The sequence below is a fragment of the Micrococcus sp. H39-S4 genome (assembly GCF_027158145.1).
GTDB classification, from domain to species: domain Bacteria; phylum Actinomycetota; class Actinomycetes; order Actinomycetales; family Micrococcaceae; genus Micrococcus; species Micrococcus luteus.
In genome coordinates this window covers 1-13,152 of the sequence record NZ_JAPVLT010000006.1, presented here as the reverse complement: position 1 = coordinate 13,152, position 13,152 = coordinate 1, and the positions used below count along the sequence as shown (strand labels likewise).

The 13,152-nt window shown below is 76.2% G+C and carries 8 protein-coding genes; 5 read left to right on the top strand and 3 right to left on the bottom strand.

The genetic code is table 11. From position 1 onward, the window contains the following. Positions 1-7 precede the first annotated feature (7 nt). Positions 8-1,402 (bottom strand): branched-chain amino acid transport system II carrier protein, encoded by a 1,395-nt coding sequence (gene brnQ / locus O3T09_RS07275; protein ID WP_036339253.1) that lies wholly within the window; start codon positions 1,400-1,402, stop codon positions 8-10. Positions 1,403-1,509: 107 nt separating this feature from the next. On the opposite strand from brnQ, the gene hemB reads away from it, so the two are divergent. Both hemB and hemL read left to right on the top strand, forming a co-directional pair. Next, a complete protein-coding gene (gene hemB / locus O3T09_RS07270) occupies positions 1,510-2,496 on the top strand; it encodes a porphobilinogen synthase (RefSeq protein ID WP_036314332.1) in 987 nt (328 codons plus the stop codon). After that, a complete protein-coding gene (gene hemL, locus O3T09_RS07265) occupies positions 2,493-3,818 on the top strand; it encodes a glutamate-1-semialdehyde 2,1-aminomutase (RefSeq protein WP_036314334.1) in 1,326 nt (441 codons plus the stop codon). The genes hemB and hemL overlap by 4 nt, the downstream gene beginning before the upstream one ends. Before the next feature lie 28 nt (positions 3,819-3,846). Here the strand turns inward: hemL and O3T09_RS07260 are convergent, their stop codons facing one another. Continuing rightward, on the bottom strand, positions 3,847-4,533 hold the full coding sequence (locus O3T09_RS07260) for a 3'-5' exonuclease (protein WP_036314335.1): 687 nt from the start codon (positions 4,531-4,533) through the stop codon (positions 3,847-3,849). 44 nt (positions 4,534-4,577) lie between these two features. Here O3T09_RS07260 and O3T09_RS07255 point away from each other — a divergent pair, with 44 nt between their 5' ends. From O3T09_RS07255 to O3T09_RS07245, 3 genes are read left to right on the top strand one after another with little or no spacing between them, the layout of a single operon-like run. Beyond that, positions 4,578-4,988, top strand: a complete 411-nt coding sequence (locus tag O3T09_RS07255) for an MGMT family protein (RefSeq protein WP_036314337.1) — start codon at positions 4,578-4,580, stop codon at positions 4,986-4,988. Continuing rightward, positions 4,985-8,425 (top strand): ATP-dependent helicase, encoded by a 3,441-nt coding sequence (locus O3T09_RS07250; RefSeq protein ID WP_036314339.1) that lies wholly within the window; start codon positions 4,985-4,987, stop codon positions 8,423-8,425. The genes O3T09_RS07255 and O3T09_RS07250 overlap by 4 nt, the downstream gene beginning before the upstream one ends. Further along, positions 8,413-11,937, top strand: coding sequence for an ATP-dependent helicase (locus tag O3T09_RS07245; RefSeq protein ID WP_036314341.1), 3,525 nt, complete (start codon positions 8,413-8,415; stop codon positions 11,935-11,937). Before O3T09_RS07250 ends, O3T09_RS07245 begins: the two co-directional genes overlap by 13 nt. On the opposite strand, the gene O3T09_RS07240 is transcribed toward O3T09_RS07245, so the two are convergent. Next, a complete protein-coding gene (locus O3T09_RS07240) occupies positions 11,912-13,018 on the bottom strand; it encodes a phosphotransferase (RefSeq protein WP_036314344.1) in 1,107 nt (368 codons plus the stop codon). The genes O3T09_RS07245 and O3T09_RS07240 overlap by 26 nt on opposite strands. Positions 13,019-13,152: the final 134 nt, after the last annotated feature.

The following is a 13,152-nucleotide window of genomic DNA, read 5'->3' as shown; positions in this document are numbered from 1 at the left end:
TCCCACCCTAGTCGGCGGCGGTGCGCCCGTGGCCGGCGGTGACCGGGATCGCCTCCCGCTCGCCCCGGCGCGGGCGGGGCCGCGAGGCGGCGGCCAGCGTGCCGACGACCAGCCCGACGAGCGCCGGGACCACCCAGCCGAAGCCGACCGCGTAGCCGGGCAGCACCCGGCCGGCCAGGCCCGTCAGGGCGGTGACGGGCGGCGTCGTCGCGAGCGCCTCCGGCAGGGCGCCCAGCAGGTCGAAGAAGGCGGCGAGCCCCGTGCAGGCGACCACCCAGCGGGCCACCGCCGGGTGGTCCCGCACCCAGGCCCAGGCGAGACCGAGCAGGATGACGACGACGGCGATCGGGTAGAGGAACATCAGCACCGGGACGGACCAGGCGATGATCGCCTCCAGGCCCAGGTTGGCGAGCGCGAAGGACACGACGAGGAAGAGGCTCGCCCACAGCCGGTAGGACCCGGGGAACATCTCCGCGAACATCTCGGTGCACGCCACGATCAGTCCGATGCAGGTCTTCAGGCACGCGACGACGACGATGGCCGCGATGAGGTACACGCCCGCCGCGCCGAAGAAGTGGCTCGCGCTGCGGGCGAGGACGTCGCCGCCGTTCGCGGCCTGCGCGAACGCGCCGTGGCTCGTGGCGCCGACGTACGCCAGGGAGGCGTAGACCACCGCCATCGCCGCACCGCCGAGCAGCCCCGCCTTGCCCAGCTCCACCGCCATGCGGCGCGGGCCCGTCACGCCCAGGCGCCGGGCGGCGTCGACGATCACGACCGCGAAGGCGAGCGAGGCGAGCGCGTCCATGGTGTTGTAGCCGTCCAGCAGGCCCCGCACGAGCGCCCCGTCGGCGTAGGCGGGGGTCGGCGAGGGCAGGGCGCCCGTGCTCATCGGGGCCACGACGGCGGCCGCCACCAGGGCGCCGAGCAGGACCAGGAACGCCGGGGTCAGGTAGCGCCCCACCCACTCCATGAGCCGGCCCGGACGGAACGCCGCCACCGCGGCGACCGCGAAGAACGCCGCCGTGAAGCCGAGCAGCCGCAGGCCGCCGTCGCCCGCCAGGGGCGCGACACCGATCTCATAGGACACCGTGGCGGTGCGGGGGATGGCGAAGAGGGGGCCGATCGTCAGGTACAGCAGGCACGTGAACGCCACGGCGAAGCGCCGGGAGACGGGCGCCGTCATCTCACGGACCGAGCGCGCCCCCGTCACCGCCGAGGCGACGATGCCCAGGACCGGCAGCCCCACCGCCGTGACGAGGAAGCCGAGCGTGGCCGGCGTGACCGCGGCGCCCGCATCCCGGCCCAGGCCGGCGGGGAAGATCAGGTTGCCGGCGCCGAAGAACAGGCCGAAGACGAGCGAGGCCAGCAGCAGGGTCTGACCGGGGCGCAGGCGCGGGGGCATCACGGGCCTCTCGACGGCGAACGGGGCGCCATGACTGTACCCGGCGCGCGGTCAGCCTCCGCGCCTAGACTGGACGGGTCCCCGAACCAGGAGCGTGTGACCCCGTCATGTCCTTCCCGCTGCACCGTCCCCGGCGTCTGCGCCGGTCCGCCGCGATGCGCCGCCTCGCCGCCGAGACGCGCCTGCACCCCGCCGAGCTGATCCTGCCGGCCTTCATCAAGGAGGGCGCCGCCGAGCCCGTGCCGATCGCCTCGATGCCGGGCGTCGTGCAGCACACCGCGGACTCGCTCAAGGCCGCCGCGGCCGAGGCCGCCGAGCTGGGCCTGGGCGGCATCATGCTGTTCGGCGTGCCGACCACGCGCGACGCCGTCGGCAGCGCCGCCCTGGACCCGGACGGCGTCCTGAACCGGGCCATCCGGGACGTGAAGGCGGAGGTGGGGGACGGGCTCGTCGTGATGTCCGACCTGTGCCTGGACGAGTTCACCGACCACGGCCACTGCGGCGTGCTCACCGCCGAGGGCGCCGTGGACAACGACGCGACGCTGGAGATCTACGCCCGGATGGGCGTCGCGCAGGCCGAGGCCGGTGCGGACGTGCTCGGCCCCTCCGGGATGATGGACGGCCAGGTCCGCGTGATCCGGGAGGCCCTCGAGGGCGCCGGCCACCACGAGACCGCGATCCTCGCCTACGCCGCGAAGTACTCCTCGGCGTTCTACGGGCCGTTCCGCGACGCCGTCGACTCCCAGCTCACGGGCGACCGCAAGACCTACCAGATGGACGCCGCCAACCGGAGCGAGGCCCTGCTCGAGGTCGCCCTCGACCTCGAGGAGGGCGCGGACATGGTGATGGTCAAGCCCGCGATGAGCTACCTGGACATCGTGCGCGACGTGGCGGACATGGCGGACGTGCCCGTCTCCGCGTACCAGATCTCGGGGGAGTACGCGATGATCGAGGCCGCCGCCGCGCACGGCTGGATCGACCGGAAGGCCTCGATCGTCGAGTCCGTGCTCTCCATCCGGCGCGCCGGCGCCGACTCCGTGCTCACCTACTGGGCGGCCGAGCTCGGCCGCTGGATGAAGGAGGGGTCCCTGTGACCGCGTCCCAGCCGACCACCAACGCCGCCGCCTTCGCCGCGGCCCAGGCCGTCATCCCCGGCGGCGTCGACTCACCCGTGCGCGCCTTCGGCTCGGTGGGCGGCACGCCCCGGTTCATGGCCGGCGCACGCGGCCCGTACCTGACCGACGTCGAGGGCAACGAGTACGTGGACCTGGTCTGCTCGTGGGGCCCCATGCTGCTGGGCCACCAGCACCCCGAGGTCGTCGAGGCCGTGCACGCCGCCGTGGACCGCGGCCTCGGCTTCGGCACCTCCACGCTGGAGGAGACCGCGCTGGCCGAGCTGATCGCCTCCAAGGTCCCGGTCGAGCGCGTGCGCTTCGTGTCCACCGGCACCGAGGCCACCATGACGGCCCTGCGCCTGGCCCGCGGCGTGACCGGCCGCAACCTGATCGTGAAGTTCGCCGGCTGCTACCACGGCCACTCGGACGGCCTGCTGGCCGCGGCCGGCTCGGGCGTGGCGACCGCCGCCCTGCCCGGCTCCGCGGGCGTCACCGAGGCCGCCGCCTCCGAGACCCTCGTGGTGGACTACAACGACCGCGCCGCCGTCGAGGCCGTGTTCGCCGAGCACGGCGAGCGCATCGCCGCGCTCATCACGGAGGCCGTGCCCTGCAACATGGGCGTCGTGGAGCCCGCCGAGGGCTTCAACGCGTTCCTGCGCGAGATCACCCGCCGCCACGGCGCGCTGCTGATCTGGGACGAGGTGCTCACCGGCTTCCGCGCCACCGCCACGGGCGGCTGGGGCCTGTCCGGACAGCCCGAGGGCTGGACCCCGGACGTCTGGTGCTTCGGCAAGGTGATCGGCGGCGGCATGCCCGCGGCCGCCCTGGGCGGCTCCGCCGAGATCATGGACCACCTGGCCCCGCTCGGCCCCGTGTACCAGGCCGGCACCCTCTCCGGGAATCCGGTGGCCATGGCCGCCGGCCACGCCACGCTCTCCCGCGCCGACGAGGCCGTCTACGCGGCCGTGACGCGCGCCTCGGACGCCGTGCGCGAGGGCCTCGTGGCCGCGCTCGACGCCGAGGGCGTGGACCACTCGATCCAGCGGGCCGGCACCCTGTTCTCCCTGGCGTTCGGCACCTCCGGCACCGGCGTGCGGGACTACCGGGACGCCCAGGGCCAGGAGGTCTTCCGCTACGCCCCGTTCTTCCAGTCGCTGCTGGCCTCCGGCGTGTACCTGCCGCCGTCCGTGTTCGAGGCCTGGTTCGTCTCCGCCGCCCACGACGACGCGGCGGTCACCCGGGTGCTCGACGCGCTGCCGGCCGCGGCGAAGGCGGCCGCGGCGGCGACGCCCCAGGGCTGAGACCCGGGTGCGGGTCGGGGCCGGGCGCTCAGCGCTCGGCCTCGACCGGCCAGTGGCGCGAGACGGTGGCCTGCGGGTCCTTGCGTCGCAGGTACTGCTCGAAGCTCTCCGCCTGCTCGGCCTTCCAGCGGACCTGCCGCTCGTGCAGGTCCACCGGCGCGACGCGCAGCTGCTCGTACCGGGCGGCCAGGGCGTCGGCCACCTGGACGGCGGCGAGGGCGTCCGCCGCGGAGGTGTGCGCGTTCTCCAGGGTCACCCCGTAGTGCTCGGACACCGCGGAGAGCGTGCGCTTGCCCTTGCGGAACCGGTCCACCTGCTTGTCCAGCACGAACGGGTCGATCACGGGGCGGGCCTCGAGCGGCGTCAGCCCGTGGTGGCGCGCCTCCCGGTCCATCACCGTGAAGTCGTACACGCCGTTGAACGCCACCACGGGGATGCCCGCGGCGAACAGGTCCCGCAGGGTCTCGGTGATCTCCGTGACACCCTGCGCGGCGGGCATGCCCTCCGCCTGCGCCCGCTCCGTGGTGACGCCGTGGACCTCGGCCGCCTCGGCCGGGATGGGCACGCCCGGGTCCACGAGCCACTCGGCCGACGACGCGGCGCGGCCCTGCTCGTCCACCATCACCAGGGTGGCGGTCACGATCAGCGCGGTGCGCGGATCACGTCCGGTGGTCTCGAGGTCGAAGCCGGCGCGGATGCTCTCATGCCAAGTCACGCGCCTCACGCTACCCGGAGCGGCGGACACGACAGGATGGGGTCGTGACCGATCACCCTGTGCTCCCCGGCGCCCGCCACCGCGACGACGGACCGCTCACCCTCGGCGAGGGGCTCGAGGCGCTCGCCCGTCTGGTCCCGCCCGGACGCGCCGTCAGCTACGGGGGGCTGGCCGGCCTGCTGGGGGTCGGCGGTCCGCGGCAGGCCGGCCGGGCGATGGCCGAATCGAGCCCCGGCACGCCGTGGTGGCGGGTGGTCCGGGCCGACGGCTCGCTGCCTCCGGAGCTGGCCGCGCGGGCCGCCGTCGAGCACGAACGCGAGGCCATGCCCCGCACCCCGGCCGGGCGCGTGGACCTGCCCCGGGCCCGCTGGGAGCCCGACGACGGCGCCGCGCGGGCGATCCGTGCGATCGCCGACCGTATCGTGTCCGGGCCCGGTGCGAGGATGAGGCCATGACCAGGGAACACGGGGTGGACCCCTTCGACGACGACGCGGCGGCGCCGGAACGGGCCGCTCGGCTGGTGCGCACGGCCGCCGCGCCCGAGGACCGGATCACGCTCACGGACGAGCAGGAGGCGATCGCCTCGCTCGCCCCCGGGCACAACGCCGTGCTCGTGCTGGGCGCCCCCGGCACGGGGCGCACCACCGTGGCGGTCGAGTACGCGGCCCGCCGGATCGAGGCGGGGCTGGACCCCGAGTCCCTCCTGCTGCTGGCCCCGAGCCGGGATGCGGCGGCGCGGCTGCGCGACGCGCTGACCCGCCGGCTCGCCGCCGCCGGTCGGGGCACCCGCGCCGTCACCCCCGTGCGGACCTGGTCCTCCTACGCGTTCGACCTGCTGCGCCGTGCCCGCGTCACGGGACCGCTGAGGCATCTGGAGGTCGCCCCCCGGCTGCTCACCGGTGCCGAGCAGGACACGGTCATCGCCGAGCTGCTCGAGGGCTACGCCGCCGGCCTCGCCGCCGCGCCGGACTGGCCGGCCGACGTCGCCCCCGCCGTGGAGGCGCGGGGATTCCGCCGCGAGGTCCGCGAGCTCGTGGACCGCATGAGCGAGCTCGGCCTCGAGCCGGGCCGCCTGCAGGAGCTCGGCACCGCCCACGGGCGCCCCGAGTGGGAGGCCGCGGCCGTGCTGCTGCAGGACTACCGGGACCGGATCGACCTGGGCATGGCCGAGGCGTTCGACGCCGCCGGGCTGCTGTCCGCCGCCGTCCGCGTGCTCACCGAGCGGCATCCCGAGGACCCGGAGCGCGACGCCGCGGCGCAGGCGTTCGTGGCGGCGGAGCGGGACCGCCTGGCCGTGCTCGTGGTCGAGGACCTCCACGAGGCCACCCCCGCCGTGCACGACCTGCTCACCGTGCTCGGACGCGGGCGGGACGTGCTGCTCACCGCGTCGCCGGACACCACCGTGGAGGGCTTCCGCGGCGCCCGGCCCGACCTCCTCGCCCGGTACCCCGGGGTCCTCGACCCCGATCCCGTGCCGGGGGCCGCCCCGCCCGCGTCCCCGGACGGGCGCGTCCGGGTGCTGACGCGCGGGCACCGCATGCGCGCCGAGGTCCAGGACGCCTACCTGCGCGTGGCCCGCCGGGTCCGCCAGCGCACCGCCGGCGTCGAACGGACCCGGACCGAGACCGTCCCGGCGGACGGTGACGGCGCCGTCCGCGCGCACGTCGTGCCCACCCGCGCCCACGAGGACCAGCTCGTCCTCGAACGGGTGCTGCGGGTCCACCACGAGGACGGGGTGCCCCTGGACCGGATCCTCGTGGTCGCCCGCTCCGGCTCCCGTGTGGCCGCGCTCGCCCGCCACCTGGAGGCCGAGGGCGTCCCCGTGCTGCGCGACGCCGCCGGGCTCGTGCTGAAGGAGGAGCCCGCCGTCGCGCCCCTGCTCACGCTGGTGGACGCGGCGGGGGCGCTCGCGGAGGATCCGGAGGCCCGGGTCGAGGACGTGCTCGACCCGGACGAGGTCGTGGGACTGCTCACCGGCCGGTACGGGATGGCCAGCGCGCTGCACGTGCGGCGGCTGCGCCAGGACCTGCTGGCCGCCGAGCGGGGCCGGGGCGGCCGGCGCACCTCGGACGCGCTGCTCGCCGCGGCCCTGCTGGACCCGAGCCTGGCCGGCCCCGAGCACGAGCGGCACCGCGCCCTGCGCCGCGTCCACTGGATGCTCCGGGACGGCCTGGAGGCCGCCCGCGCCCCCTCGGCCTCGCCCGAGACCGTGCTGTGGGCGCTGTGGTCCGCCTCCGGTCGGGCCGAGCGGTGGCGTTCGCTCGCGCTGCGGCCCGCCGAGCACGCGAACGACCGCCGCGAGTCCCGCCGGGCGGACGCGGACCTCGACGCCGTCGTCGCCCTGTTCAAGGTGGCCGAGCGCTTCGTGGACCAGTTCCCGGGCGCGTCGCCCGAGTCGTTCGCCGTCTACATGGAGTCCCAGGACCTGCCCGTGGACACCCTGGCCCGCCGTGCCGAGTCCGGTGACGCCGTGCACGTGCGCACCCCCGCCGCGGCGGCCGGCCAGGAGTGGGACACGGTGATCGTCGTGGGCCTGCAGGAGGGCGTGTGGCCGAACACCCGGCTGCGCGGCCAGCTGCTCGGCGCCACCGACCTCGTGGACCTCGTGACCCTGCCCGCGGACGCCCCGTGGCCCACGGATCACCGCACCCGGCTGCGCGAGGTGCGTCAGGACGAGCTGCGCATGCTCGCGGCCGCGGTCTCCCGGGCACGGCGTCAGGTGGTCGTCACGGCCGTCCGCTCGCCGGATGAGGGCCCCTCCGACTTCCTCGACCTGGTGGACCCGCCCGAACGGCTGCCCGCCGAGGCGCGCGACGCCGCCGGCGTCCGGCGGCTCACCGCGGTCCCCGACCCGATCACGGCGTCCGCGCTCGTCGGCCGGCTGCGCCGCGTCCTGGAGGCCGGGGACGAGGCGGACGCGGCCGACGGGGCGACATCCCGGGCCGCGGCGGCCGCCGGCCTGGCGGTCCTCGCCGAGGACGGCGTGACCGTCGCGGACCCCCGACGCTGGTGGGGCCTGCTGCCGCTGTCCACCGAGGCCGCGCTCGTCGACCCGGAGCGCGAGGTCGTCGCGCTCTCGCCCTCCCGCGTGGAGACGGCCCTGCGCAATCCGCTGAACTGGGTGCTGTACCACGTCGGCGCGAACGCGGGCGGAACCCTCGCCCAGTCCGTGGGCACGCTCGTGCACTCGGTGGCCGAACACCACCCCGAGGGCGTGCCCGAGGACGTGCGCGCCGAACTGGAACGCCGCCTGCCCGAACTCGGCCTGCCGGAGGGCTGGATCACGGAGATCGAGCACGACCGGGCCCGCGGCCTGGTGGACGCCTACATCGGCTACTGGAGCATCGCCCGGGCGGCCGGGCGTCGGCCCGTGGCCCAGGAGGTGCGGCTCCTCGCGGACCTGACCTGGGGCGGGACCACCGTCCGGATCACCGGCGTCGTGGACCGGCTCGAGGCGGATGCGCAGGGCCGACCCTTCATCGCCGACCTCAAGACCGGCCGCAGCGCGCCCACCGGCGCGGAGATGGCGCGCCAGCCCCAGCTGGCCGCCTATCAGGTGGCCGTCCGCGCCGGCGGTCTGGAGCAGGTCCGGGACGACCCCGCCACGGACCCCGCCCTGCGCGCCGCGCTCGCCGGTCTGGAGCACCCCACGACACCGGCCGGCGCGGCCCTCGTCCAGCTCGGCGCCGGCACCCAGAAGACCAAGGTGCAGGACCAGCCGGCCCTCGAGGACGAGGACACCTGGGCGCTCGAGCAGGTGTTCACGGCGGCCCGCCGCACCACGGGGCCGCGCTTCCTCGCCCTCCACGAGGCCGGCGCCCGCCGGTGCGCGCTGCCCTCCGTCTGTCCGCTCTGCTCCGAAGGAAGGCAGGTCACCGAATGGCCCCGCTGACCGGCGATCCCGCCGCCCAGACCGATCGTCCGCGCGTCGAGGACGCGGTCCACTCGCCGGAGGACATCGCGGCACGGCTGCGGCTGCCCCCGCCCACGGAGGAGCAGGCCGAGGTGGTCACCGCCCCGCTCACTCCGCGCCTGGTGCTGGCCGGCGCCGGCTCCGGCAAGACCGCCACCATGGCCGACCGCGTGGTCTGGCTCGTGGCCAACGGTCTCGTGCGCCCGGACGAGGTCCTCGGCGTCACGTTCACCCGGAAGGCGTCCGGTGAGCTCGCCGAGCGGATCAACGGGCGCGTGGACGCCCTGCTGCGCTCCGGCCTCGAGATCCCCGGCTTCGACGGGGAGCCCGAGGACCTGGGCCGCGCCTCGGTGTCCACGTACCACTCCTACGCCGGCGCGCTCGTCAGGGACCACGGCCTGCGGATCGGCGTGGAACCGGAGGCGCGGCTGCTCGGAGGCGCGGACGCCCACCGGCTCATGGGCGCCGTCGTGCGTTCGCATCCGGTGGTCGCGGACACCCTCGGCGTGGCCCCGTCCCGGCTCATCACGCAGGCGTTGCGGCTGGCCGGGGACATGGCCGAGCACCTGGTGAGTGCGGACGAGGTGCGCGAGTTCCTCGCCCGGCTGGCCGAGCAGGGGAGCGCCCTGCCGCTGCCCCCGCGCGCCAAGACCCCCTCGAAGGAGATCCAGGAGTTCCTGACCGGCCTGGCGGACCGCGCCCTCATGGCGGACCTCGTGGCCCGCTACGACGAGGTCAAGCGCGAGCAGGACGTGATGGACTTCGGCGACCTGCTGCGCCACGCGGCGCGCATCGCCGTCGAGGTGCCGGCGGCCGGCGAGCAGGAGCGCGCGCGGTTCCCCGTGGTGCTGCTGGACGAATTCCAGGACACCTCCCACGCCCAGATGCGGATCTTCGCCGGGCTGTTCGGCCCGCGCGGCCCCGAGGACGACGCGCCCGGGTTGGGGCACTGCGTCACCGCGGTGGGTGACCCCCACCAGTCGATCTACGGCTTCCGCGGCGCCTCCGCCGGGCAGCTCTTCGCCTTCCCGCACGCCTTCCCCCGACTGGAGACCGGCCCCGGCGGCGCCCCGCGGCGCGTGAACGCGGACGTCTCGCACCTGACGATCGCGTGGCGCAACGAGGAGTCGATCCTGGCGGTCGCCAACGCCGTCGCCGCACCGCTGAACGCCCACGCCGCCGCGACGGGCGGCGCGCCGGTGGAGGTGCGCACCCTGCGGCCCCGGCCGGGCGCGGGGGAGGGCGTCGTCCGGGTGGACCGGTTCGTCACCGCGGAGGAGGAGGCCGCCGACGTCGTCGCCCGCCTCGGCGCCCTCACCGGGTCCGGGCCCGGGGGGGCCACCCCGAGCCGCGCCGTCCTGTGCCGCACCCGCGCCCAGTTCGGCCCCGTGCTGGACGCGCTCGACGCCGCCGGCCTGCCCTACGAGGTGCTCGGGCTCTCCGGGCTGCTGGCGCTGCCGGAGGTCGCCGAGGTGCTCGCCGTCCTCCACGTGCTGGCCGACCCCACGCGCAGCGACCAGCTCGTCCGCCTGCTCACCGGCCCGCGCTGGCGCATCGGCGTGGCCGACCTCGAGGTGCTGCAGGAGCGCGCCCGGTTCGTCTCGCGGCTGCGGGCCCGGCGGGCCGGCGGTGGGCGGGAGGACCCCGCCGGGGACGCCCCGGACCCGGCCCGGGACGTGAGCCCCGAGGAGGACGCCGACGCCGCCGCCCTGCTGGAGGCCCTCGACTCCCTGCCCGGGGAGGGGACGGACTGGGTCGGCTCGCGCGGCCGCGGCTTCTCACCCGAGGGCCTGGCCCGACTGAGGGCCGTCAACGCCGAGCTGCGCCGGCTCTCTACGCGCACCGGGGAGGACCCGGCCGACCTCATCGCGGAGGTGATCCGTGAGACGGGGCTGGACGTCGAGGTGGCCCTGCGGCCCGGCGTCTCCGCGGCCGCGGCCCGGCGGCACCTGAACGCGTTCCAGGACGCGGCCCGCGACTTCGGCGCCGGCACCACGGCGACGGACCTGACGGCGTTCCTGGCCTGGACGGAGTCCGTCCTCGAGCACGAGGACGGCCTCGGCGTCGAGAACGCCGAGCCCACCCCCGGCCTGGTCCAGGTGCTCACCGCGCACGCCTCGAAGGGGCTCGAGTGGGACGTCGTCGCGGTCCCCGGCCTGCAGGAGGGCACGTTCCCCTCCACGCGGGCGGACCGCTGGACCAGCCCCCGGGCCGGCGCGCTGCCGTGGCCCCTGCGCGGGGACCGCGCGTCGCTGCCGCAGTGGGACGGCTCGTGGGCGCAGGACCAGCGGGACTGGGTCCAGTCGGCCGGCACCGGATACAGCTCGAAGGCGGCCCAGGAGGGCAACCCGGACCCCTATGCCGTGGCCGTGGCCGCCCACGCCGAGCGCGAGGAGCGGCGCCTGGCCTACGTCGCGTACACGCGCGCGCGATCCGCCCTGTGGCTGAGCACCTCCCTGTTCAAGGGAGTCAACAAGGAGCCCCTGCCGGCCTCGGCCTTCCTCGAGGAGGTGGCCGGTCTGGCGGGGGAGGTGCCCGGCGTCGCGCTCGGCCCCGCCCCGGCCGAGGACGACCTGCCCGAGGCCAACCCCGCCGCGGGCCGGACGCTGGTCGCCCGCTGGCCCTTCGACCCGCTCGACGGCCCGGAGGCCTTCGTCGCCGACCCGGAGGACCCCGAGGACGAGGAACGCTGGCAGCCGCTGCCGCGCCGCTCCCGGGCCCGCCGGCACGGGGTGGAGGCGGCCGCCGCGGCCGTGCACGCCGCGGACCCGGCGGCGCTCGGGGACGACCCGGAGCTGGCCCGCCAGGTGGACTGGGTGCTGCTGCGCCGCCGGGACGTCGCCGGGACGGGCGGGGAGACCGCCCTGCCCGAGCACGTCTCCGTGTCCCTCTACGGCGAGCTCGCCGCCGACCCGCAGGCCGTGGCCGAGCAGCTGCGCCGGCCCCTGCCCCGGCCGCCCGCGCACGCGGCGCGGCGCGGCACGGCGTTCCACGCGTGGCTCGAGGAGCGCTTCGGGGCCACCGGCATGCTGGACATCGACTCGGCCGAGGACGCCGCGGACCTGTGGGTCGACGAGGCCCTCGACCTCGGCCCGATGCAGGAGTGGTTCCGCTCCTCGCGCTGGGCGGAGCGCACCCCGGCCTTCGTCGAGGCCCCGGTCGAGACGACGGTCGGCGGGATCACACTGCGGGGCCGGGTCGACGCGATCTACCGCTCCGGCGGCGACCCCCGCCTGCCCTTCGACCCCGAGGCCGACTGGGAGCTCGTCGACTGGAAGACCGGCGCCGTGCCGCGGGGCCGCGACCTCGAGCTCAAGTCGCTGCAGCTGGCCGTCTACCGGCTCGCCTGGTCACGGCTGCACGGGATCCCGCTGGAACGGATCGGGGCCAGCTTCGTGTACGTGGCCCACGGGCAGGAGCGCTCCTTCCCGGACCTGCCGGGGGAGGAGGAGCTCGAGCGTCACATCACGGACGCCCTGGCCCGCCGTTGATCGGCCGCACCACCTCGACGGCGGGCAGCGGGCCCGTCTCCGGGTCCGCGGTCCTCGCGGCCGCGGCCTCCCGGGCGTCCTCCGCCGCATCCCGGGCGTCCTCGGCGGCGTCGGCGGCCGCGTCGGCCTCCGCCTGGCGCGCGGCCGCCTCCTGCGCGGCGCGCACGTCGCCCTCGAGCTCGGCCAGCATGGCCTCCGCCTCGGCGACCATCCCCGCGTCGTGCCGGTCCAGGCCCCGCGTGAGCCACTGGGCGAGGGCGAACTCGGCGAGCAGCGCCGCACGGCGCATCAGGTGGGCGTCGCCGTCGTCGGCGGCCCCCGCGTCGGCCCGCCGGGCCGCGTAGGCGTCGAGGACGCGGTCGGCCAGGTCCGGGTCCGTGGCGGCGGCCAGCCAGGCGACGTCGCCGGCCGGGTCGCCCACGTGCAGGTCCGTCCAGCCCGTCACGCCCACCACGCGGCCGCGCTCGAGGAGCAGGTTGTCCTCGTGCAGGTCACCGTGCACAGGCACCGGGGTGAACCGCCACAGGGCCTCCTCCTCCATGGCCTCCTCCCAGCGGCGCAGCAGCAGGGGCGGCACGCGGCCGGAGGTGGCCGCCTGGTCGAGGGCGTGGAGGTGACGCTGCCGGATCTGCTCCGCCGTGTAGGAGGGCAGGTCCGCGTGGTCCACGACATCCGAGGGCAGCGTGTGGATCGCGGCCAGCACACGGCCCACGTCCTGCACCGCGGGCTCGCCGAGCCGGGCCAGCTCATCCAGGGTGACGGGACGCCCGGGCATGTCCTGATAGACGAAGGTGCGCAGCCCCTCGAGCCGCACCGCGCCCGCCACGGAGGGCGTGCGGAACGGCAGGCCGGCGCGCACCGCCGGGGTCAGGCCCGCCAGCACCTGCAGCTCCGTCTCGAGACGGATGCCCGCCTCCGGGGTGCGGGGCGAGCGGACCCGCCACCGCTGGCCCTCACCGTCCACGACGACGGCGGTCGAGAAGTCCGCGGGGTCGTCCGGGCTCGCCTCCGCGGAGACGGGGGCGAGGCCGGGGACGGCCGCGGCGGCCAGGGCTGCGAGACGAAGGGGCTGACGATCCACCCCTCCAGCCTAGGTGTTGTGGGTCATGAGGTTCTTGACATGGGTACCGGGCTGAGATGAGACGAGTGGGCCTCTCCCGCAGGATGGAAGTTCCTACACCACCCACCTGCCCGAAAAGACCCACTCATGACTCA